Origin of the sequence: Paenibacillus pinisoli (assembly GCF_003605435.1) — a bacterium.
Classification (GTDB): domain Bacteria; phylum Bacillota; class Bacilli; order Paenibacillales; family Paenibacillaceae; genus Pristimantibacillus; species Pristimantibacillus pinisoli.
Map to the genome: position 1 here is coordinate 412,666 of NZ_QXQB01000001.1, position 21,950 is coordinate 434,615.

Below are 21,950 nucleotides of genomic sequence, written 5' to 3' on the forward strand. Positions count from 1 at the left end.
TGTCACCTCACCCAAATACTTTGCTAGGAAAAAAGTACGATTAAATTTGCATCCGCATGATCTCTTGATATGCCTCAACTACCTTGTTGCGGACTTGTGAGGTAAACTGCAAACTGAGATGAGCCTGCTCTGCCGCCAAAAGCACTTGAGTAACATCCGCTTGACCAATCAGATACTGGTCATTCAGTTTATGTACGTTTTTCTCCTGAGCGCTTACGTTCTCGAGCGCCGTCTGCAGGTATTGGCCAAAGCTTTGTGTCAACTCAGCCGGAGTCGCTTGCTCAATCGGCTTGGTCTGTACCATTTTAGCTGGGGCCACCGGGCCCAATGACATCGATTGAATCATTATTTTCCCTCCGGTCTTCTATCGAATGGTTCTCTATCATTCTAAGGTCGGCCGATCTCCAGCGCCTTCATGAACATCGACTTCGTAGCATTAATCGCTGTCACGTTCGCCTCATAAGCTCTCGATGCGGCAATCATATCGACCATTTCTTTTGCTACGTCAACGTTCGGCATATGTACATAACCACTTTCGTCCGCATCGGGATGCGTCGGATTGTATACCAGCTTGCTTGGCGTCTGGTCTTCCTGAATACGGCTGACCTTAACGCCTTGCGTTGTTCCCTTCCTGCCCATTTCGCCTGCCAGGACGTTCGAGAAGGATGGGCTTGTCGGTTCCAATACGACCAGCTTACGCTTATACGGCTCAAATTTGCCGTTCACATAGCTTCCCCGCGTCGTGTCGGCATTTGCGATATTCGACGAGATGACATCCATCCGCATGCGCTGTGCCGTTAACGCCGATGCGCTAATATCAAATCCTGTTGACAGCTTCATCTATTAGCCCCTCCCTTCGATTGCAGTACGCATCATTTTCAGATCATGATTAATTTGTTGGGTGTACAAATAATAGCTTAGTTGGTTCTTCGCAAGAAGCGACATTTCGCGATCAGGATCGACATTGTTTTTGTTATTGTTCATCGAAGTCGACTCATCGGTAACGACTTTGGCAACAGGCAATCGGGAAGCGTTCGCGCCGATCGGAATATGCCGGCTGTCGCTGATTCTGCCTGCCAGCTTGCGCGAGGGTCCCATCGTTTCCTCTAGCAATTGCTCGAATACAAGCTCTGATCGTTTGAAATGCGGCGTCTCTGCGTTAGCAATATTGTTCGAGATGACGCGCTGCCTTGATTCTGCAGCGTAGGCCGCAGCCTCCATCCGTTGAAATGCTGCGCCATTCAACAATTTCATGTAGTCTCACCACTTTCGCTATAGAAATCTTAAGTAACCTATTCAACAGATTAATCGCCATTCCTTCTTCATTCGACATAAAAACATTAAAAAAATGAGATAAATCTGTCGATTTGTGCTGACACGAATATCTTCATCAATTACCTAAATTATTACAATAAGAAAATAGCCCTATCTTTGGATTAAAGATAGGGCTACCATGGTTAAATCGGACTAGGTCCTATGATTTTATCTTTTCGAGCTCTTGCAGCAGCTGATGGTTCAAAATCCGGATATACGTTCCCTTCATTCCGAGCGATCTTGTCTCGATCACACCAGCGCTCTCCAGCTTGCGAAGAGCATTGACAATGACGGAGCGGGTAATTCCGACACGGTCGGCGATCTTAGAAGCAACCAGCAGGCCTTCCTTGCCGTCCAGTTCCTCGAAGATATGCTCCACCGCTTCCAGCTCGCTAAATGACAGTGAGCCTACCGCTACGGAGACGACAGCACGGCTGCGAACCTCTTGCTCAATCTCATCGGCGCGCTCACGCAAAATCTCCATGCCGACAATGGTCGATCCGTATTCCGCCAACACCAGATCATCATCATTAAACGAACCAGACGGTCTAGTCAGAACAAGAGTGCCCAATCGGTCTCCGCCTCCGATAATCGGAACAACCGTCATCACTTCCTGGTCGCCGAGGCGGGACAGCGACTGGAACATGTCCGGTTCCGGCTTAACATTCGTCATGGATTCTCCTGTCTCCAGGAAGCCCGCATTCGTCTCTGGCGAGAAGCGAAGCTCGTCCCCCGTAAGATTGCGGATAAAATCATGATCATACACGTCCACGGCAGCACAGCCCAGGATCTTGCCTTTGCGGCTTACAACGAATACATTGCTTTGCACGGTGGAGCATAGCACCTCAGCCATTTCCCTAAAGCTGAGTGCCTTGCCGGCCGCTCGCTGGAGCAGCCGGTTCAGCGTTCTTGTCTTATTTAATAAACTCATTTCCAAATGCCTCCCAAAACTGTAACCACTACAATATATATTGACTCAAATCGCGGTCTTTGGCAATGCTGCCAAGCTTCTCGCGTACATATTCCGGTGTTATTGTCATTTTTTCCAAAGAAAGTTCAGGCGCCTCAAAGGAAAGATCCTCCAGCAGCTTTTCCAGAATGGTATGGAGCCTGCGCGCACCGATATTCTCCATATTGCGGTTCACATCAGCCGCTATTGAAGCCAGCTCGCGAATGGCCTCCGGCGAAAACTCCACTTCGATGCCTTCCGTTTGCAGCAAAGCGGTATACTGCTTCGTAAGCGCATTTCTCGGCTCGGTCAGAATGTTGATAAAGTCGTCCAGGCTGAGGCTGGTCAGCTCCACCCGGATCGGGAAGCGCCCTTGCAGTTCCGGAATGAGGTCCGAAGGCTTGGCGACATGGAACGCGCCTGCAGCGATGAAGAGCACGTAGTCCGTCTTGACGGGGCCGTATTTGGTCATAACGGTTGAGCCCTCGACGATTGGGAGAATATCCCTCTGAACGCCCTCACGGGACACATCAGGACCTGAACCGCGCGACGGGCTGGCAATCTTGTCGATCTCATCAATAAAGATGATGCCGCTTTGCTCCGCCCGGATGATCGATTCCGAGATAACGTCATCCATATCGATCAGCTTATTCGCTTCTTCCTGGATGAGCGCTTTCCGCGCTTCTTTCACGGGAAGCTTGCGTTTTTTAGGTTTTTTCGGCATCAGCTGGCCGAACAGCTCCTGCATATTCATGCCCATGCCTTCAGGACCTTGGCCCGATAGCATATCGAGCATATTAGGAGACGTGTCCTCCACTTCAATCTCGATAATCTCGTTCTCCAGCTGGCCTGCTGCCAGCTGTTCGCGAATAAGGCTTCTCTTTGCCTGAAGGGAATGATCCTGTTCTTGGTCCTTCTCTTCTTCCTTCTCTTCCCCTCCGCCGCCGAACAGCATCTCGAACGGGTTTTTGTTCGACTTCGGCTTTGCTGCGGAAGGCGCCAGCAGCAGCACAATGCGCTCGTTAGCCAGCTTCTCCGCTTTGTCTTTGACACCTTCTGTTTTCTCTGCCTTGACCATGCGAATCGCAGTCTCCACCAAGTCACGCACCATCGATTCCACATCGCGGCCCACATAACCAACTTCGGTAAATTTGGTCGCCTCCAGCTTTACAAAAGGCGCTCGCACCAATTTGGCCAGCCTGCGGGCGATTTCCGTCTTGCCGACGCCAGTAGGGCCAATCATCAAGATGTTTTTCGGAACGATCTCATCCCGGATGGTCTCATCCAGCTTGCTTCTCCGGTAACGGTTGCGCAGCGCTACGGCAACGGAACGCTTTGCTTCTTTTTGGCCTACGATATATTTATCCAGCTCCGCGACGATCTGGCGCGGCGTCAGTGCGTCATTTCCCATTCTCCATCGCCTCCGCTTCTTGTACTAGCCGATTTCTTCTACAATAATATTCGAGTTCGTATACACGCATATCTCTGCCGCAATTTGCAGCGACGCCTTCGCGATATCCTTCGCATCCATGCCGGATGCATGGCGCTTGAGCGCTCTGGCCGCAGACAGGGCGAATGTGCCTCCGGAGCCGATAGCCAGAATGTCATCATCCGGTTCGATGATTTCCCCGTTACCGGAGATAAGCAGCAAGCCAGTCTTATCCATAACGAGCATCATGGCTTCCAGCTTGCGCAGAACGCGATCGGAGCGCCAATCCTTGGCCAGCTCAACAGCTGCGCGCTGCAAATTGCCGTGATGCTCCTCCAGCTTCGCCTCGAACTTCTCAAACAGGGTAATCGCATCCGCTACAGAACCCGCAAATCCGGCAACGACTTGCCCCCTGTACAAGCGTCTGACCTTCTTAGCCGTATTTTTCATTACCATGCTATTGCCGAACGTTACTTGACCGTCGCCTGCAATAGCTCCTTTTCCTTCATGGCGCACCGCACAAATCGTCGTCGCATGAAATTGCATTTCCATCAGCCAGGCCTCCTTCAAGTCATGAGAAATCGTTGCTTAAGATTTATGAATCTAGCCGTTATAAAATACTTGCTTCAGGAACAATTCACAGCCGTGTAGGCTTAACACCTCTATAGTTACTGTACGGCGGCCGACGATAAATGTTCCTGTTTAAATTGCTCAATGCCATCCAGCGCTCGATTTGCTATCGCTTCGTTCTTTTCTTTTTTATTTTTGATCCGCTGCTCCAGCGGCGGGAACAAGCCGAAGTTGGCATTCATCGGCTGAAAATGCTTGAAGTCTGCTGTCGTAATGTATTGGGCCATACTGCCGAGGGCCGTATGCTCCGGCAATACAAGCGGCTCAAGCCCCTTCGCCAAACGCGCTGCATTCAGACCGGCAATGAGGCCGGATGCAGCAGATTCGACGTAACCTTCCACCCCGGTCATTTGGCCGGCAAAAAACAGCGTGTCCCGGTTTCTAGTCTGGTAGGTCGGCTTCAAAAGTTTAGGCGAGTTGATGAATGTATTGCGGTGCATCACGCCATAACGGACGAACTCCGCATTCTCAAGGCCAGGAATGAGCGAGAATACACGTTTCTGCTCGCCCCACTTCAGATGCGTCTGGAAGCCTACCATGTTGTACAGAGTTCCTGCAGCGTTATCCTGACGCAGCTGGATAACAGCATACGGCAGCTTGCCGGTATGAGGGTTGACCAGACCTACTGGCTTCATCGGACCGAACAGAGCGGTCTGCTTGCCCCTGCTCATCATAACCTCGATCGGCATGCAGCCCTCGAAATAAATTTCCTTCTCAAATTCCTTAAGCTCCGCCTTCTCTGCCGTAATGATCGCTTCGTAGAAGACATTGAATTCCTCTTCCGTCATTGGGCAGTTCAAGTAAGCCGCTTCGCCTTTATCATATCTGGATGCCAAATAAACTTTGCTCATGTCAATCGATTCTTTGTCGATGATCGGAGCAGCCGCATCATAGAAGTAGAAATATTCTTCTCCGAGCAAACCTTGAATTTGCTTGGACAAGTCCGGCGCCGTGAGCGGGCCGGTAGCGATTACGGTAATGCCGTCTTGCGGAATTTCTGTTACTTCCTCATTGCGAACTTCAATAAGGGGATGATTATGAAGCCTGCTCGTAATTTCACCCGAGAAGCCGTCACGATCAACCGCAAGCGCGCCTCCTGCCGGAACGGCATGCAGATCGGCGCTGCTCAAGATGATGGAATTGAGGCGGCGCATCTCTTCCTTCAGCACCCCAACCGCATTGGCCAAGCCATTAGCGCGAAGGCTGTTGCTGCATACCAGCTCAGCGAATTTATTCGTATGATGCGCAGGCGTCTGTCTCACCGGGCGCATTTCGTATAAAGTAACGGGCACGCCTTGCGATGCGATCTGCCATGCGGCCTCACTGCCCGCAAGTCCTGCTCCGATTACGGTCACTTTCTGTGTCAATGGTGTTCATTCCTTTCGGTAGATTGAGACCCGAGTGGCCCCTAAGAGGGGCTTTACCCCTTACGAACCCTCCCAAACCCTCCCTTCCAAGGGAGGGCCCCAAGGCGCTGCGCCCTCTGGACACCCGCCTGAGTAACGAAATCCTCGAAAGAGAAGATTTGTCGAAACTTCCAGCTAGGAGCGCTTTGCCCCTTTGGGGACAGGCTTCAGTTTGAGCATTAACGATATAGGATATGGGTTGGAGTTGGCAGCCGTTATGAGGAACACTAGCAGTGTTCGGCTTCAGCTTTGTAGATCCGCTATTATAACCTTTACGGGATTGATGGGTCTGGGTCTCTATTGGTTTATGACGATTTGTAGAACATTAAATGATTTAAGTTAGTGCTGGTGACTAAGCCACTATGCGCAGACGATCGATTATAACACAATTGGTGCTGTTGATCTAATTTGGCTGCAATTCGCTTGCGCGCAATCCAATTAAATGCAAATGATGTGCTTATCTTGGGAAACTGTGCCAAGGCTGTGCATGTCCTTCAAACAACATCATCCTCCCTGATGCAGGGAGGACGTGTGGTTGCGTGTGTGTAATATGCTAGTCTAGGCGAGAGGTGGATCTGCCGCCTTTACGCTTGTTCTTCTTGATCGTCGTCCTGCACTTCCTCAGAATAATCGCAGGAAACGCATTGCAGTCTTACGCCATTGCGGCTGCGCTTCTCGACTAGCATTGCCTCGCAATTCGGGCACGGCTTGCCGGTCGGCTTATCCCAGGATACATAATCGCAGCCCGGATACTGATCGCAGCCATAGAAGATGCGGCCTTTCTTGCTTCGCCGTTCAATAATATGGCCTTCGCCGCATTTTGGACAAGTGACGCCTATGTCCTTCACAATCGGCTTTGTATTGCGGCATTCCGGGAAGCCCGAGCATGCCAGGAACTTGCCGAAGCGTCCCATCTTGTATACCAGATGCCTGCCGCACTTCTCGCAAATCTCGTCAGACACTTCGTCTTGAATTTCAATTTCCTTCATCTCTTCTTCCGCAACTTCAAGCCGCTTCTCAAAGGACTCATAGAAATTCGCCAATACCTTGACCCAATCTTCCGAGCCTTCCTCGACATGGTCAAGGTTGCCTTCCATGTTGGCCGTAAACTCGGCATCCAGTATTTCAGGGAAAAACTCCTCCATCAACTGAATGACCAGCTCGCCAAGCTCGGTCGGCATAAATTTCTTCTCTTCAATCGCTACGTATCCGCGCTTCTGAATCGTCTCCAGCGTCGGCGCATACGTGCTTGGCCGGCCAATGCCCAGCTCCTCCAGCGTACGGACGAGCCTTGCCTCGGAATAACGCGGAGGCGGCTGGGTGAAGTGCTGCTTCGGCTCGATGCTCTCCGCCTGGATCACATCGCCTTTCGACAGCTGCGGCAAAAACTTATGCTCCTCAACAGTGCCGTCATCATTGCCTTCGACATACACCTTCATAAACCCGGCGAATTTCACCTTCGAACCGGTCGCGCGGAATACCGTGCTTCCGGATTGCATATCAACGGTCATCGTATCAAGCACAGCGGAGGACATTTGGCTGGAGACAAAACGCTCCCACACCAATTTGTACAACCGAAGCTGGTCTCTTGACAGGAACGGCTTCATCGACTCTGGGTCGCGAAGAACGGATGTCGGACGAATCGCTTCATGCGCATCCTGCGCGTTGCTGTTCTTCTTCGTATAGACGCGCGGCTGCTCAGGGAAATAATCCGCCCCGTACTTCTCCGAGATGTATTCCTTGGCTTCTTCCTGCGCAACAGGAGATATCCGGGTCGAGTCCGTTCTCATATACGTGATAAGACCGACCGTTCCTTCCTTGCCAAGCTCTACGCCCTCATACAGCTGCTGGGCTACAGACATCGTCTTCGAAGCGCGGAAGCCAATCTTGCGCGCGGCCTCCTGTTGGAGCGAGCTTGTGATAAATGGCGGAGCCGGGTTGCGAAGCCGTTCCTTCTCCTTCACTTCGGCAACAGTAAACGGATTTTTGCCCATTGCTTGCAGCACTTCCTGCACATCCGCTTCTTTGCCCAGCTCACGCTTCTCGCCTTGAATGGAATGATATTTGGCCTCGAATGCAACGCCGCCATGATTCAGCTTGGCGGTAATCGACCAATACTCTTCCGGAATAAAAGCGTCAATCTCATTCTCGCGATCGATAATGAGCTTCACCGCTACGGATTGCACCCGTCCAGCGGACAATCCTTTTTTGACTTTCTTCCATAATAGTGGACTGATTTTGTAGCCTACCAAACGGTCCAGAATCCGTCTCGCTTGCTGGGCGTTGACCAAATCCATATTAATTTTGCGCGGATTCTTGAACGCATCCTTAACTGCTTGCTTGGTTATCTCATTAAATACGACGCGGCACGTCTCTTTCTCATTCAGCTCCAGATAGTGGGCCAAGTGCCAGGCAATCGCCTCTCCTTCGCGATCGGGGTCGGCCGCAAGAAAGACGTTTTTCACTTTTTTACTGGCATCCTTCAATTCTTTCAGCACGCTGCCTTTGCCGCGAATCGTAATGTATTTCGGATTGAAATCATTTTCGACCTCGACGCCGATCTGGCTCTTAGGCAAATCCCTGATATGACCCATGGACGCTTTTACAATATATTTGCTGCCCAGATATTTCCCAATTGTCTTGGCTTTAGCCGGTGATTCAACTATGACTAATGAATCTGCCATGCGAGGTGCCTCCTCTCTCTACGACAAGTTACAGTGCTATATATATGGAACCGGGCTGAAGCTCGATTTTCCGTTTTATACATAAATTTAGCAGAAGTGCGTTCAAATGTCCAAACGGAATAGCAGACAGCTCGTGCAATTCATTGATCGACAGGGGCTGATCCTGCAAAAATGCAATTAATCTGCGCTCTTCCGGCTCAAGCGATTCCGCCTCCGAATTTATCGGAGAACCTCCTGCGCCGCCGGCAAAAAGGCCGGCTTGACCGGTTAGCCAAGGCAGCTCTTGAAACAGCTGCGATGTCTCGCTCAGCAGACGCGCCCTGCCTTCGCGTATAAGCTCATTCGGCCCGTCGCTCTTGGGCGAAGTAATCTGGCCCGGCACCGCAAACACCTCGCGGTCCATCTGAAGCGCGTGCTTGGCAGTAATCAGCGAACCGCTCTTCCGGGCGCCTTCCACTACTATGGTTGCCCTGCTGAGCGCCGCAATAATTCGGTTGCGCTGATGAAACTGGCCGGGATGAAGCTTTGTGCCGACCGGCGTCTCCGAAACGAGCAGCCCGCGTTCAGCGATTCTCTGGAACAAAGACGCGTTCTCTGCAGGGTAGCACGTATCAATCGGCGTAGGCAGCACGGCAATTGTGCTCCCAGGCCCCTGCATTGCCGCCTCATGGGCTTTGGAGTCAATTCCCCGGGCAAGACCACTGACAACGGTAATCCCTGCCTCTGAGAGCTCCTCAGCCATGGCAGACGCGGTATGCCTGCCATACGCGGTCGGTACTCGCGTGCCGACCATGGCCACAGCGGGTCGCGCCAACAGCTCCAGCCGCCCCTTTGCGTAAAGCACCCAAGGGGGCTGCGCAATTTCCCGCAGAATGGATGGATATGCGTCGTCGAAAGGCGTCAGCACGGCGACATCAGCTCTATCATCATCCCGCCTTGAGGAAGCTGTGTCCTTCCAGGCTCCATTGCGGAGGAAGCGTTCTGTCTTCTCCGCTTGCTCTGGCGTAAGCCCCATGCCCAGGAGCTCTGCCCTTGACCAATCCGGCTTGCGCCACAGCTGATGGCGAACCGCTTTCTCCACCGCATGCCAGCCGATGCCCGGCTGCTCATAATAGGCAATAATCATGCTTCTGCACAACATAAGCTCGTTATCCATATAACCAACCCTCATCTCTTCGGGCCGGTCTGCATTCCTATCTATTGTGCGTTACGGAGAAGCAGAATGCAAGTCGGCCGCCAAATTTGTGTCACAACTATGTATTTGAAATGCCCTTCAGCCCTGCAGAAATACCAAGTCTCTATGCACATAAAACAAAAAAAACAACCTCCAGACACCATAAATCGTGTCCGAAGGTTGCTTACCTTCATTATATTACTTGCGAGTGATGCACTTCTCGAGCAGGCCTTTCTCTTCCAGAACGCTTACAAGCGTGGAGCCCATCTCCGACGGAGTTGGAGCAACTTTGATGCCGCAAGCTTCCAGCGTAGCGATTTTCTCAGCTGCAGTACCTTTGCCGCCCGAGATGATCGCGCCTGCATGGCCCATACGTTTGCCCGGAGGCGCCGTTGCGCCGCCGATGAAGCCGACAACCGGCTTCGTCATGTTCGCTTTGATCCACTCAGCCGCTTCTTCCTCAGCCGTGCCGCCGATCTCGCCGATCATGATTACTGCGTATGTGTCTGGGTCGTCGTTGAAACGGCTCAGAATATCAATGAACTCGGAGCCTTTCACCGGGTCACCGCCGATGCCGACAGCGGAGGATTGTCCGATGCCGCGAGTCGTCAGCTGGTGAACCGCTTCATACGTAAGCGTTCCGGAGCGGGATACGACGCCTACATGGCCCACAGAGTGGATGTAGCCCGGCATGATGCCGATTTTGCACTCGCCTGGTGTAATAACGCCTGGGCAGTTAGGTCCGATCAGAACCGTCTTGCTGCCTTCCATGTAACGCTTTACTTTCACCATGTCCAGAACCGGAATGCCCTCTGTAATACAGATGACCAGGTCCAGCTCGGCATCAACAGCTTCCATGATGGAATCTGCTGCGAATGCAGGCGGTACATAAATAACGGATGCCGTAGCGCCCGTTGCGTTTTTAGCTTCCACAACTGTATTGAATACCGGCAGGGAAACGACGGAGCCGTTCTCCAGCGTAATGTCAACGTTCGTGCCGCCTTTGCCAGGCGTTACGCCGCCTACCATCTGCGTGCCGTAGTCGAGAGCTCCCTTAGCATGGAACATGCCAGTTTTGCCTGTTATGCCTTGAGTGATGACCTTTGTATCCTTATTGACCAAAATACTCAACTTAACTCACATCCCCTGATTGAATTCGTATGCGTATCGTCAGCCGCAGGTTCAGCGGCTTTATTTTACGAGTGCGACAATTTTTTGCGCGCCGTCAGCCATGGAGTCAGCTGCGACAATGTTCAGGCCGGATTCGTTCAGCAGCTTCTTGCCAAGCTCAACGTTCGTGCCTTCAAGGCGAACGACAAGCGGACGGTCAAGACCAAGCTCTTTTGCAGCTGCAATAACGCCTTCCGCGATAACGTCGCATCTCATGATGCCGCCGAAAATGTTGACGAAAATGCCTTTTACTTTCTCGTCAGACAGGATGATTTTGAAAGCTTCCGTAACTTTCTCTTTGGTAGCGCCGCCCCCTACGTCCAGGAAGTTGGCAGGGTCGCCGCCGTAGTATTTGATAATGTCCATTGTAGCCATAGCAAGGCCTGCGCCGTTAACCATACAGCCGATGTTGCCATCAAGCGCAATGTAGCTCAGGTCGTATTTGGACGCTTCGATTTCTTTTGCATCTTCTTCTTCCAGATCGCGCAGCTCCAGAATTTCCTTCTGGCGGTACAGAGCGTTGGAATCGAAGTTCAGCTTCGCGTCCAGAGCCATGACGTTGCCGTCGCCTGTTACAACCAGCGGGTTGATCTCGGCGATGGAGCAGTCTTTCTCTACGAAAGCTGTGTATAGAGCCAGCATGAACTTAACTGCTTTGTTCACAAGCTCGCCTGGAATATTGATTGCGTAAGCCAGCTTGCGCGCTTGGAAAGCTTGCATGCCGACTGCTGGATCGATAACTTCTTTGAAAATTTTCTCAGGGGAATGCTCGGCTACTTCTTCAATCTCCGTGCCGCCCTCTTCGGAAGCCATCATTGTCACGCGGCCAGTGCCGCGGTCCAGAACGACGCCAATATAGTATTCTTTTTTAATATCGCAGCCTTGCTCGATCAAAAGGCGTTTCACTTCTTTGCCTTCAGGACCCGTTTGATGAGTCACAAGCACCTTGCCCAAAATTTCGCTCGCGAACGCGCGAACCTCGTCCAAGTTTTTGGCTACTTTAACGCCGCCCGCTTTGCCGCGGCCGCCTGCGTGGATTTGCGCTTTCACGACAACCACCGGTGTTCCAAGCGCTTGTGCCGCTTCGACAGCTTCGTCGACGGAGAATGCCACTTTGCCCTCCGGTACGACTACACCATACTGTTTCAGCACCGCTTTGCCTTGATACTCATGGATATTCATTGTTGAAATCCTCCATTTCACAGACTTGAATCAGTCATATGTACACAAACCTTTTTCATTGTAGCACTTTTCCTTGTCCAGTACCTTAGTTTTTCCTTGAAAGCGCAAACCTTTTTGATATGGATATCATCTCAAAATGAGATCAAAGCCTATATACGCCAACTAGTATGGCCTATTCAATGTCTTTTAATCGCAGGGCAGGCTGTTATTGACAGCGTTATTCCATGCCGCTATGATAAGAATCAATCAAATTGATACGAGATCTGTAAGGAAGCACCTTCAGTATGGTCTTAACCGTCCATGGAGGTGCTTTTTTATGTTCAGCATGATGCATAGCGCCAGCGTTATCGGCGTAGAAGGGAAAAGTATTTCGGTAGAGGTCGATATTAGCAGCGGCCTGCCTCAGGTAAACGTGGTCGGGCTGCCGGATCCCGCGGTTCGGGAGTCGGTGGAGCGCGTCAGAGCCGCGATCAAGAACAGCGGCTTCACATTTCCGATGGACCGGATAACGGTCAATCTGGCTCCAGCAGATCTTCGGAAAGAAGGCACGGCCTTCGACCTCGCGATCGCCGCCGGCATTCTCACTGCCAGCGGGCAGCTCGAAGCCGGGCTGCTTGGAGGCGCACTGCTCATTGGGGAGCTGTCGCTGAACGGCGCCATCAAGCCTGTGACCGGCGTGCTTGCGATGCTGGAGCAGGCCAAACGCATGGATATTAGCCGCGTGCTGCTTCCGCTCGCCAACCGCAGGGAAGCCGCCTGGATATCCGGCGTTGAAATATTCGCCCTGTCCCATCTTCAGGAGCTGAAGCCAAGGAGCGGCTGTTCATCGCTGTGGGACCAGCTTAGCGAGGACGCTGGAACGGATGCCGCTATTGCCAGCACGGAGCCCGCTAAGCAGCAGACGGAGCGCGAGGACTTCGCGGACATTATCGGCCAGCACCAGGCCAAGCGAGCTATGCTTATCGCTGCGGCGGGGAAGCATAACATTCTGCTGTGCGGGCCGCCCGGAACCGGCAAAACCATGATGATCCGCCGGCTTCCGGGCATTCTGCCGTCTTTGACCGAACAGGAAGCCCTTGAGGTCACCAAAATTTACAGCGTTGCCGGCAAGCTTCCGGTAGGCTCAGGCGGCTTGATAGACCGTCCTCCCTTCCGCTCTCCCCATCACAGCACCTCTTCCGGCGGCCTGATCGGCGGGGGCTCGATTCCGAAGCCGGGCGAGGTTACACTGGCGCATCGAGGCGTCTTGTTTTTGGACGAGCTCCCGGAGTTCCCGCGCATGGTGCTGGAGCTGCTGAGACAGCCGCTGGAGGATCGCGTCGTCTCGATTGCACGAGCAAGGGCGACCGTCCGCTTCCCCGCCAATATTATGCTTGCCGCATCCTACAATCCTTGCCCGTGCGGTTATTACGGGCATGAGTACGGCGAGAAGCGCTGCACCTGCAGCGCGCCGGCTATCTCGCGCTACCGCTCCAAGCTGTCCGGTCCGCTGCTTGACCGGCTTGATCTGCACGTTGAAGTGCCCCGTCCCATCTCCTTCGAGAAGCAGGGCCATGAAGCCGAATGGACGACTGCCGAGCTTAGAAGCAAAGTTGAACGGGTCCGTTTCATTCAACTGGAAAGAAACCGCAAGTGGGGCGCCATAACAAACGGAGAGCTCACAGGCGAGGGATTGCGGAAGACAGCTATTCTGAAGCGCGACGCGCATAAGCTGCTGGAGAATGCATTCCAGGTTCTCGGCATCAGCATGCGGGGCTATGACCGCTTGCTCAAGCTTGCAAGGACCATCGCCGATCTAGAAGCCAGCGATACAGTGGAAGCTGAACATGTCGCGGAAGCTATTCAATACCGCCGATTGGAGGCGCGCATGAGTTAAAGCCCAAATAAAGCCGCATTATGTCACCGGAAGTACAATCCATCCTCCGGTTCAGAATGCGGCTTCATAATGCTTATAATCAGCAATCGTATCATCATCGTTAATCGTAATGGCAATAACATCGAAACGAATAGGTACATCAAATCGGTTGGTTAGCTGCAAATATCTCTGAGCAAGCAATCGAACCTGTCTTTGCTTGCGGGGATCGACGGACTCCTCCGCCGTCCCGAATCTGCCTCTGCTGGCAGCGCTGCGCGACCTGACTTCGACAAATATGATTCGCTCGCCGCTCCTGGCGACCAGATCAAGCTCGCCTTGCCTGTTGCGCCAATTGGCTGCCAGTATCGTATAGCCTCCCAGCACCAGGCGGCGCCTCGCCTCCGCTTCCCCAATGCTCCCTATATGCTGCCGATTAACGCTCATCGGCGATCTCCTTCGCCCTGCGGTCCGACTGGTAGACGAAGGTCAATACTTCCGCGACAAGGGCATACAGCTCAGGCGGAATCTCCTGATCCACATCGAGCTTCGAGAGCACTTCGACCAGCGACGAATCCTGCTGCACAGGCACTCCGCTTTCCTTCGCCTTCTCCAGTATCCGGTCCGCGATCATGCCTTGCCCTTTTGCTACCAGCACCGGAGCGGTCCGTTCTCCAGGCTCATACTTGAGCGCTACAGCCTTGCGCATAGGAGCCGGCTTGTCCTTGCCATCATGATCCTGGCTCATATCCGGTAATCCACTCCTTTGTAGCGCGTAGAGGCGAACTGCGCCAGATCCGGCGGCGTCTGTGCCTTTTTATCCTTTGCCGCAACCGCGGGCGCCGCCTCGCTGCCATCTCGGGCTGGCAAAGGCGTGGTCCGCAGCGACAGCAGCTGATAGCCAGTGCCTTGGAGCCGCTCGGCGATTTCATTGCGCGAACCTTCGACCAGCTCTGCGATTGCGGGATGGTCGTTCCAAATGTTCAAGCTAACGATTTTGTCTGTCACGTTCACGTCCACGAGCGTGTCGCCCAGCGATGCCATGGAGAGATTGAACAAAAGGCGGCAATTGTCCGCATCGAGCTCCCCTCTCTTGCCGCGCCGGGTCTGGATATGAACGGAGGCGGTCGTTCCGCCGTCTGCATCCTTCAGCGGAATGAACATCGTTACATGCGTGAATACCGAGCTGTTGCGTTCTGGCGTGAGCAGCAGCTGCTGTCCGGTAATCTGGTGAATAAGCTGCTGGGCCGTTTCTTTGATCGCCGGGGGTGTATCGCTCGCCTGCAAAAGCGAAAGCAGCGCGTTTTTCAACGTCTCCGCCGGCGCCGGACTTGAAGGGGCAGCTGCTGCTTGCTGAGCATGCTGAGACGGAGCAAGAGCTTGATCCCCGCGGCTGGCCGCATCCGATACAGCCGATGGATGCTGCTGCGCAACCTGCGCAGTATGCGGCGGAGAAGGCTGCGCTGCAGCCGCTTGAGCTCTTCCGCTCTCTGCTGCGGCTGGCTCCGCACTTCTAGCCGCCATGGCGGCAGCTTCGCTTCTCGGTCCCGTCGCTGCCGCCTCTGTCCGCGCTCCGGCGGCTGCTGCCGCTTCTACGTCGGCTCCTGCTGCCGCTGACGCGGCCAGGCCAGCCTGCGCCCCTCCGCCGGTAGTGCCAGCCTGCGGCCGCAGCAACCCCGTATCGGCTGCGGACTGCTTCGTCGGCTGCGCTGTCCCGAGCTGCCCTCCGGATTCCACCGCAGTCGCTGCTTTGGCAAGCTGCAGCTCATGATCGACGCCAAGCCACTTCATCATGCCGCCCAGCCAGTTGGCCCCGGCAGCAGGCGCCGCAGCTTGAGCTGTGGCTGCTTGCCCTGCAAGCGGGCCGCTTGCCCCGCCAGCCGCAGCCTGCGATGCGCCTTGAGCCGCCCCCTGCGCTGCAGGTTGCGAAGAACCAGGTTGTACTGCGGCCTGAGCAGCATTCTGCATGGCAGGTTGAGAAGCATTCTGCGGAACAGATTGCGCACCGTTCTGCGGAGCGGCTTGCCCGGGAACGGAGGGCTGAGCGCCTGCCGGGGCTTGCTGCCCCTGGTTCTGTGCGGCAGCAGAGCCACCCGGCGTACCGTTGCTGCTTTCCGCTAGTCCGCCGCGCAACAGAGCGTCGCCTTGCATCAGAAGCGTCAACACGCGCGCTCCCGCCTGCTGAGCGGCCCCTGCAGGACTGCCCGCCTCCGCTGAGCCCAATCCCTTCATAAATGCTCCTAGCTGCTGCTGCAGCGAATCCAGCAGCTCATGAGACGCCCGGCCGAACATCACCTGCCCCATCGAGGCAATGGTCGTTGCCGTCATGGGCAAGCCGCGTTTGAATGCAGCTGCAGCCGCCGTCATCCACTGCTCCATGTCAGCGCCCCGCGGCATAGCAGCCAGCGCCGATTGAAAAGCTAACGAAGTAGTCCGGTTGAACGGGAAGCCTTCTCTTCTCAAATCCTTGACTATATCAAGCGACCAGCGCTGGTCCGGCAGTCCGAGCATCTTGGCGTAATCGCGGAAGGTGTCATCCAGCAAGCCGGATGCGCTTAAATCCACCGCCTTCAGCATCACAAGTGATCCGTTCGACTCCGGCTGCACTTGCAGCATGGCGGACTGTCCCGCCGACATCGGCATCTCCAGCTTGGCGCGCACCTGCACGCCGTTGATCTGAATCATCGCTTCGTTATTTTCAAAGGTTTGCACCACGACGCCTCGCACGACCTGGCCGACCTTCAATTCCATGGCTCGAGTTTCCCCGCTTACTGCATCGCCCAGCAACCCTCGCATCATTTGACTGATATTCACGTTCATTCTCCTTCGCCTGCGGATTGCATCACACGTTAAACATATATGTACTATATCGGTCCCCGGTCTTCATCCATGAAGGTCCGGCATAGGATTGTTTGCTTCGGAGCGGCCAAATTCCAGCCCGGGCCAAAACAAAAACGCCTGCAGCTCAGCAAGGAACGATTAAGGCGTTCCTCGCCGAGTGCAAGCGTTATAAGTGCTATACCTCGCCAAGCAGCTTACGCAAAAATGTGCGCCGATGCAGCGGAGAGGGGCCAAGCTCCAGCAGGCGTTCCTGATGCAGCTTTGTCGCATATCCTTTATGTACCGCAATTCCGTAGTCGGGATATTGCTTCTCCCATTCCCCCGCGCACAGACGGTCGCGCGTAACCTTGGCCATGATGGAGGCGGCAGCAATTGATTGGCTGGTCGCATCGCCTTTAATAATCGCTTGCTGCGGCAGCTCCAAATCAATCTTCTCCGCATCCACCAGCAAATATTGCGCCGGCACGCTCAGCGACTCCACGGCCAGCTTCATCGCCAGCCTTGCTGCCTGCTTGATATTGATGCGATCCACTGTCTCGGCGTCAACATGCGCGACGGACCACGAGACAGCCTTCTCCGCAATGACGTCATACAAATATTCACGCTTCTTCTCGGTCAGCTTCTTGGAATCGTTAATGCCTTCTATCTCAAGACCGGGGGGCAGGATAACCGCGCCGGCGACGACATCGCCGAACAGGCATCCGCGCCCGACTTCATCCACTCCAGCAATGTGGACGATCCCTTCATCCCAGACCGCGCGTTCCAGTCCCAGCAAGTTCTGTTCCCCCGTTTCTCCCCTAACGCCAATGCCGACTAGCGTTCTCTCACCGGCATATCGTCGTAAGGAGCCTCCAGCGTAATTCTGCCCAGCTTGCCCGCTCTGAGATCGCGCAGGATAATGCCCGACGCCTTCTCCAGATCGACGCGTCCGCCCCCCATGAGGCAGCCGCGCTTACGTCCGATATCTTCCATGACGCGTACAATCTCTTCGCTGTCTTCCGGATCGGAAGGCTGCTTCTCCAGCTCGTATCTCTCCTGCAGCGCAGGCCAGTAACGGTCCGCAAGCTCACGCACAGCGAAAAACGCAATATCGTCCACGTTCAAAATCTGCTCCCTGATCGCCCCGGTCATCGCCAGCCGGTAGCCGACGAGCTGATCCTCGAACTTCGGCCACAGAATGCCCGGCGTATCGAGCAGCTCCATCTCCGTTCCGACCTTGATCCACTGCTGGCCTTTCGTCACACCCGGCTTATCGCCGGTTGCAGCGATGTTGCGGCCTGCGAGGCGGTTGATAAGCGTCGACTTCCCGACGTTCGGAATGCCGACGATCAGCCCCCGTACGGCGCGCGGATTCATGCCTTTCGCGATCTGCTTCGCAATCTTCTCGTGCAGAATCTCTTTGGCCTTGGCCGGAATATCGCCTACACGAGTGCCCGTCTGCGAATCAACAGCAACACATTCGTGGCCCTCATGGGCAAAATAAGCCATCCACTTCTCCGTCGTCTTCGGATCGGCCAGATCGGACTTGTTGAGTACGATCAATCTCGGTTTATTTTGCAAAATATCGTCTACCATCGGGTTTCGGCTCGACAGCGGCACGCGCGCGTCCAGCAGCTCTATGGCAATGTCGATTAGTTTAAGCTTGTCTTGAATTTGCCGTTTGGCACGGGTCATATGACCCGGAAACCATTGAATGGCCATGCCTTCACCTCATGTCTAATACCGATGCTTGATAAAACTGATCTTGTCGAACGGCCAGAAGATGACATCCGCCCGTCCCACAACTTCCTTGTCCTCCACAAAGCCGATCATGCGGCTGTCGGTGCTGTTGTCGCGGTGGTCGCCCATTGCGAAGATCGTCCCTTCCGGCACCACCATCTCTTGCACCATATCGTTCGGGAAGTTGTAGCTTGATCCGTCGCCATTGTACAATTCTCCTCTGGCGTGGGCTTCTTCAATCGCTTGCTTAATATAAGGTTCCTCAACCAGCTTGTCATTAATGTACAAATCGTCGCCTTCAAGCTTGATTTTGTCGCCAGGCACGCCGATAACGCGCTTGATGAACTTGCGGCCTTGCTCCGGAACGTCGAATACGACGACTTCCCCGAACTTAGGCTCTCTGAACGTATACAAAATCTTATTGACGATTAGCCGCTCGCCCGATTCAAAGTTAGGCTCCATGGACGGCCCGTCTACGATAAATGGCGAAAACAGGAACTGTCGAATGAAAAATACAAGTACGACCGCAATAACGAGCGCCTTGATCCATTCTACAATTTCCTTGTACGCTCCCCCTTTTTTGTCGCTGGAACGCTGTCTGGTGGAACGTCCCGTCATCTCGCCGGATTGACGGTTCGAATCGTTGGCCGGAGCCCCGGTTGTTTCATTCGGGTTGTTATCCTCGTTGCGATGTTGCGAATCCATCCATCTCGCCTTCTTTCCTTTAACACTGTATTATGTAGGGGCAGCGATAAAAAAACGAAAAGGAGCTTGTTTGCGCAAGCCCCTCTTGACGTTTGTTCTTAGCGAATCTCTTTAATTCTAGCAGCTTTACCGCGCAGGTTGCGAAGGTAGTACAGCTTAGCGCGACGCACTTTACCACGACGTGCTACTTCGATTTTGTCGATCTTAGGCGAATGGATCGGGAAAGTTCTTTCCACGCCAACACCGTAAGAAATTTTGCGCACCGTAAAAGTCTCGCTGATTCCGCCGCCGCGACGTTTAATAACAACGCCTTCGAACAGCTGGATACGCTCGCGCGTGCCCTCGATAACTTTAACGTAAACCTTCAGCGTGTCACCAGGACGGAAGCTAGGAAGATCTTTACGCAATTGCTCTTGAGTAATCGCTTGTACGATATTCATTGAGTTCACTCCTTCCACCATAGACGTTCATGTAAGCTCCTGGACTCCACTGAGCCCGATCCTCGCTTATAGCGGACCGTCCGACTTAAACAAACAACATTAGAAATTTTACCATAGTTAAATGCACAAATCAACTGGTTTCTTCCACCGGACATGTTCATGTATACTGACATTGATTCTATCAGTCAGATGGAGGTGCACTCGATTGCCACACAAGAAGAAACCTGGCCCAAATGCGGTTCCCCGGCGGCCCGCAAAAACTTGGATTACTATCATGACGGTGGCAGGATTGCTCCTCTCCCCAGGCGTCCCTGCCGCGCATGCCGGCACTGGTTCGCAAGCCTTGGCCGACACGAGAGGACACTGGGCTTCCTCGTACATCGATTGGGCCTTGGATGAAGGACTGGCCAAAGGCTACGAGGACGGAACGTTCCAACCCGACAAGCCGGTAAGCGAAGCCGAATTTCTCGCCATGCTCCTGCGGGCATACGGTACAGAAGTGCCCTCAGCTAGCGCAGGTGGCCAGTGGTTCGACTCGTATTACGAGTTCGCGGAGCAATATGGCTGGCCCGTTACCTTCAATAACGAGCGCGGCAGCTTCCGCAGAGGACAAGCAGCTTTGCTAATGGCAACAGCGGCAAGCGGCAAGCGATTTTCCGAGAATGAAGCGATTCAATGGCTGCTTGACGAAGGCATCTCGAAGGGCCGGACTTCAGCCACGGTCAAAGGTTTTGTCCCGGCCGGCGGGGTTACACGCGCGGAGGCTCTGACCTTCCTGTTCATGCTCAAAGAACATACCAGCCAGCTGTCAGCCACAAAGCTTCAGCAAGATGCTGCCGGTCTGAGCGGCATCGAGCTAGGCGATGGCGTCGACAAGCTGACCCACCGGCTAGGCAAGCCCGACCGCATCGACCCAAGCGAATATGCCTATAGCTGGTACGTCTACAACCAGAACGACGCCGAGCTGAAGCTGTACGGCGTGTTGGACGGTAAAGTGGCAGCCCAATTCTCCGTCACGAAGAAAGGCTGGAAGCTCCCTGGAGGTCTGACGGCAGGCCAGACGCTGAGCAATGCGCAGAAGGGACTGTCCGGCGTCACCGCTGAGGAGAAGAAGGATACATATTACGCCTATACGGCGGACGGAATCCGGACTACTTTATTTATCGATACGCAAGACGGCAATAAAATCTCCGGCATCCTCCGGCAGCAAAGCTCGTTAGCCAAACAAACGCCGAGCGCCAAAGATACAGCGTTCCGCGATGCGATGGAGCGTCAATTGTTCGATCTGACGAATGCAGAGCGCGCAGTCAGAGGCATCTCAACGCTGCAATGGGACAAGCTCGCTTCGGCAGCGGCAAGAGGCCATAGCGAGAACATGCGGGACAAGCAGTTTTTCAGCCACAAAAACCTGGACAATAAAACGCCGTTCGACCGTATGAAAGCAAAAGGAATCTCGTACCGCCTCGCGTCAGAGAACATTGCCGCCGGCTTCGACAACAGCATCTTCGCGCATTACACGCTGCTGAATTCAACGAGCGGCCATCGCGAGACGCTGCTTAACGGCAAGCTGACCCGATTGGGGACGGGCGTTGCGTTAGGCGGATATTATCAAGTCTATTATACGCAGGACTTTTTCACGCCGCTTCAGGCGGACGAATAACCTAACAGCCAATAAGGGAATGCAGCCTCCTAAGAAGCCGCATTCCCTTATTGTTGTTCGGACTCCTTCTTCAACGAAGATAGCCATTTCCTTTCTTTCTCCGTCAGCTCGGCCGTCTCCAGCAGATCCGGACGGCGCTCCAGCGTCCGCAGAAGCGACTGCTCCCTGCGCCATGCCTCAATCTTGGCATGGTGCCCGGATACGAGAATATCCGGAACGCTCCAGCCCCGGAATTCCGGAGGCCTTGTATAATGCGGATGCTCCAGCAGCCCTGTGCTGTAGGAATCCGTTACCGCCGAAGTCTCGTTGCCCAGCACGCCAGGCAGCAGCCGGACCACACTGTCGATAACCGTCATTGCCGGAATCTCACCGCCGGTGAGCACATAGTCCCCTATGGACAGTTCGTCCGTCACGAGATGCTCGCGAATTCGCTCGTCATAACCTTCGTAGTGGCCGCAAATCAACACAAGATGCTGCTCCTTAGAGAGCTCCTCCGCCTTCTGCTGCGTGAACGTTTCCCCTTGCGGGCACATCAGAATAACACGGGGCCTCACGCCCGGATCGGTCTGCAGATCCTCTACAGCCGCGAATACCGGATCAGGCTTCAGCACCATGCCTCCGCCCCCGCCGTACGGGTAGTCGTCTACCGTGCTGTGCTTGTTGCCGGCATAACGGCGGAAGTTGACCGCCTCAAGCGATACAATCCCTTTCTCCTTCGCCTTGCCCAGAATGCTTACTCCGAAGACACCTTCGAACATCTCCGGGAATAGCGTCAATACATCAATTCTCATGGTG

At 54.1% G+C, this 21,950-nt stretch carries 21 protein-coding genes; 2 read left to right on the forward strand and 19 right to left on the reverse strand.

All coding sequences use genetic code 11. The features are described 5' to 3' along the window. Positions 1-40 precede the first annotated feature (40 nt). From fliE to sucC, 11 genes are all read right to left on the reverse strand, one after another. Complete coding sequence (gene fliE / locus D3P09_RS01930) at positions 41-346, reverse strand: flagellar hook-basal body complex protein FliE (RefSeq protein WP_120106712.1); 306 nt, start codon at positions 344-346, stop codon at positions 41-43. Positions 347-387: 41 nt separating this feature from the next. Beyond that, a complete protein-coding gene (gene flgC, locus D3P09_RS01935; RefSeq protein ID WP_120106714.1) occupies positions 388-840 on the reverse strand; it encodes a flagellar basal body rod protein FlgC in 453 nt (150 codons plus the stop codon). A 3-nt stretch (positions 841-843) separates the two neighbouring features. Further along, positions 844-1,254, reverse strand: coding sequence for a flagellar basal body rod protein FlgB (flgB, locus tag D3P09_RS01940; protein WP_120106716.1), 411 nt, complete (start codon positions 1,252-1,254; stop codon positions 844-846). Between the two features lie 220 nt (positions 1,255-1,474). Beyond that, the gene (gene codY, locus D3P09_RS01945) at positions 1,475-2,245 is read right to left on the reverse strand and encodes a GTP-sensing pleiotropic transcriptional regulator CodY (RefSeq protein ID WP_120106718.1); all 771 of its coding nucleotides are present in this window, start codon (positions 2,243-2,245) and stop codon (positions 1,475-1,477) included. A gap of 28 nt (positions 2,246-2,273) precedes the next feature. Continuing rightward, positions 2,274-3,674 carry an ATP-dependent protease ATPase subunit HslU gene (gene hslU, locus D3P09_RS01950; protein ID WP_120106720.1) on the reverse strand — a complete coding sequence of 467 codons (1,401 nt, stop codon included), beginning with the start codon at positions 3,672-3,674 and terminating at the stop codon, positions 2,274-2,276. A gap of 24 nt (positions 3,675-3,698) precedes the next feature. Further along, positions 3,699-4,244: an ATP-dependent protease subunit HslV gene (gene hslV, locus D3P09_RS01955; protein WP_120106722.1), complete on the reverse strand. Its 546-nt coding sequence runs from the start codon at positions 4,242-4,244 to the stop codon at positions 3,699-3,701. Between the two features lie 116 nt (positions 4,245-4,360). Then, complete coding sequence (gene trmFO, locus D3P09_RS01960) at positions 4,361-5,689, reverse strand: FADH(2)-oxidizing methylenetetrahydrofolate--tRNA-(uracil(54)-C(5))-methyltransferase TrmFO (protein ID WP_120106724.1); 1,329 nt, start codon at positions 5,687-5,689, stop codon at positions 4,361-4,363. A gap of 623 nt (positions 5,690-6,312) precedes the next feature. After that, complete coding sequence (gene topA / locus D3P09_RS01970) at positions 6,313-8,412, reverse strand: type I DNA topoisomerase (RefSeq protein ID WP_120106726.1); 2,100 nt, start codon at positions 8,410-8,412, stop codon at positions 6,313-6,315. A 28-nt stretch (positions 8,413-8,440) separates the two neighbouring features. Continuing rightward, entirely contained in the window at positions 8,441-9,568 is a 1,128-nt protein-coding gene (dprA, locus tag D3P09_RS01975) for a DNA-processing protein DprA (protein ID WP_120106727.1), read from the reverse strand. Positions 9,569-9,784: 216 nt separating this feature from the next. Next, positions 9,785-10,717, reverse strand: coding sequence for a succinate--CoA ligase subunit alpha (gene sucD, locus D3P09_RS01980; protein WP_120106729.1), 933 nt, complete (start codon positions 10,715-10,717; stop codon positions 9,785-9,787). 60 nt (positions 10,718-10,777) lie between these two features. Next, on the reverse strand, positions 10,778-11,938 hold the full coding sequence (gene sucC, locus D3P09_RS01985; protein ID WP_120106731.1) for an ADP-forming succinate--CoA ligase subunit beta: 1,161 nt from the start codon (positions 11,936-11,938) through the stop codon (positions 10,778-10,780). Between the two features lie 316 nt (positions 11,939-12,254). On the opposite strand from sucC, the gene D3P09_RS01990 reads away from it, so the two are divergent. Next, positions 12,255-13,814, forward strand: a complete 1,560-nt coding sequence (locus tag D3P09_RS01990; protein ID WP_120106733.1) for a YifB family Mg chelatase-like AAA ATPase — start codon at positions 12,255-12,257, stop codon at positions 13,812-13,814. 51 nt (positions 13,815-13,865) lie between these two features. Here the strand turns inward: D3P09_RS01990 and D3P09_RS01995 are convergent, their stop codons facing one another. The 7 genes from D3P09_RS01995 to rplS all read right to left on the reverse strand — a co-directional run bounded on the left by D3P09_RS01995 (position 13,866) and on the right by rplS (position 19,495). Then, positions 13,866-14,237 carry a YraN family protein gene (locus D3P09_RS01995; protein ID WP_120106735.1) on the reverse strand — a complete coding sequence of 124 codons (372 nt, stop codon included), beginning with the start codon at positions 14,235-14,237 and terminating at the stop codon, positions 13,866-13,868. Next, positions 14,227-14,538: an EscU/YscU/HrcU family type III secretion system export apparatus switch protein gene (locus D3P09_RS02000; RefSeq protein WP_120106736.1), complete on the reverse strand. Its 312-nt coding sequence runs from the start codon at positions 14,536-14,538 to the stop codon at positions 14,227-14,229. The genes D3P09_RS01995 and D3P09_RS02000 overlap by 11 nt, the downstream gene beginning before the upstream one ends. Beyond that, positions 14,535-16,604: a flagellar hook-length control protein FliK gene (locus D3P09_RS02005; RefSeq protein ID WP_133304960.1), complete on the reverse strand. Its 2,070-nt coding sequence runs from the start codon at positions 16,602-16,604 to the stop codon at positions 14,535-14,537. The genes D3P09_RS02000 and D3P09_RS02005 overlap by 4 nt, the downstream gene beginning before the upstream one ends. A gap of 202 nt (positions 16,605-16,806) precedes the next feature. After that, positions 16,807-17,406: a ribonuclease HII gene (locus D3P09_RS02010; protein WP_120106739.1), complete on the reverse strand. Its 600-nt coding sequence runs from the start codon at positions 17,404-17,406 to the stop codon at positions 16,807-16,809. A gap of 38 nt (positions 17,407-17,444) precedes the next feature. After that, a complete protein-coding gene (ylqF, locus tag D3P09_RS02015) occupies positions 17,445-18,332 on the reverse strand; it encodes a ribosome biogenesis GTPase YlqF (RefSeq protein WP_120106741.1) in 888 nt (295 codons plus the stop codon). Positions 18,333-18,347: 15 nt separating this feature from the next. Then, positions 18,348-18,968 carry a signal peptidase I gene (gene lepB / locus D3P09_RS02020; protein WP_120108450.1) on the reverse strand — a complete coding sequence of 207 codons (621 nt, stop codon included), beginning with the start codon at positions 18,966-18,968 and terminating at the stop codon, positions 18,348-18,350. A gap of 185 nt (positions 18,969-19,153) precedes the next feature. After that, entirely contained in the window at positions 19,154-19,495 is a 342-nt protein-coding gene (rplS, locus tag D3P09_RS02025) for a 50S ribosomal protein L19 (RefSeq protein ID WP_120106743.1), read from the reverse strand. 274 nt (positions 19,496-19,769) lie between these two features. Here rplS and D3P09_RS02030 point away from each other — a divergent pair, with 274 nt between their 5' ends. Next, positions 19,770-21,155, forward strand: a complete 1,386-nt coding sequence (locus tag D3P09_RS02030) for an S-layer homology domain-containing protein (protein WP_165867279.1) — start codon at positions 19,770-19,772, stop codon at positions 21,153-21,155. A gap of 47 nt (positions 21,156-21,202) precedes the next feature. Here the strand turns inward: D3P09_RS02030 and trmD are convergent, their stop codons facing one another. Then, positions 21,203-21,946: a tRNA (guanosine(37)-N1)-methyltransferase TrmD gene (gene trmD, locus D3P09_RS02035; protein ID WP_120106746.1), complete on the reverse strand. Its 744-nt coding sequence runs from the start codon at positions 21,944-21,946 to the stop codon at positions 21,203-21,205. Positions 21,947-21,950 lie beyond the last annotated feature (4 nt).

Bases quoted from the DNA above. Each gene is read 5' to 3' on its own strand.
- codY (WP_120106718.1), bottom strand. From the start codon at position 2,245: ATGAGTTTATTAAATAAGACAAGAACGCTGAACCGGCTGCTCCAGCGA.
- D3P09_RS01990 (WP_120106733.1), top strand. From the start codon at position 12,255: ATGTTCAGCATGATGCATAGCGCCAGCGTTATCGGCGTAGAAGGGAAA.
- sucC (WP_120106731.1), bottom strand. From the start codon at position 11,938: ATGAATATCCATGAGTATCAAGGCAAAGCGGTGCTGAAACAGTATGGT.
- topA (WP_120106726.1), bottom strand. From the start codon at position 8,412: ATGGCAGATTCATTAGTCATAGTTGAATCACCGGCTAAAGCCAAGACA.
- flgB (WP_120106716.1), bottom strand. From the start codon at position 1,254: ATGAAATTGTTGAATGGCGCAGCATTTCAACGGATGGAGGCTGCGGCC.
- flgC (WP_120106714.1), bottom strand. From the start codon at position 840: ATGAAGCTGTCAACAGGATTTGATATTAGCGCATCGGCGTTAACGGCA.
- rplS (WP_120106743.1), bottom strand. From the start codon at position 19,495: ATGAATATCGTACAAGCGATTACTCAAGAGCAATTGCGTAAAGATCTT.
- ylqF (WP_120106741.1), bottom strand. From the start codon at position 18,332: ATGGCCATTCAATGGTTTCCGGGTCATATGACCCGTGCCAAACGGCAA.
- trmD (WP_120106746.1), bottom strand. From the start codon at position 21,946: ATGAGAATTGATGTATTGACGCTATTCCCGGAGATGTTCGAAGGTGTC.
- dprA (WP_120106727.1), bottom strand. From the start codon at position 9,568: ATGGATAACGAGCTTATGTTGTGCAGAAGCATGATTATTGCCTATTAT.
- D3P09_RS01995 (WP_120106735.1), bottom strand. From the start codon at position 14,237: ATGAGCGTTAATCGGCAGCATATAGGGAGCATTGGGGAAGCGGAGGCG.
- D3P09_RS02000 (WP_120106736.1), bottom strand. From the start codon at position 14,538: ATGAGCCAGGATCATGATGGCAAGGACAAGCCGGCTCCTATGCGCAAG.
- lepB (WP_120108450.1), bottom strand. From the start codon at position 18,968: ATGACGGGACGTTCCACCAGACAGCGTTCCAGCGACAAAAAAGGGGGA.
- hslU (WP_120106720.1), bottom strand. From the start codon at position 3,674: ATGGGAAATGACGCACTGACGCCGCGCCAGATCGTCGCGGAGCTGGAT.
- D3P09_RS02030 (WP_165867279.1), top strand. From the start codon at position 19,770: ATGACGGTGGCAGGATTGCTCCTCTCCCCAGGCGTCCCTGCCGCGCAT.
- fliE (WP_120106712.1), bottom strand. From the start codon at position 346: ATGATTCAATCGATGTCATTGGGCCCGGTGGCCCCAGCTAAAATGGTA.
- hslV (WP_120106722.1), bottom strand. From the start codon at position 4,244: ATGGAAATGCAATTTCATGCGACGACGATTTGTGCGGTGCGCCATGAA.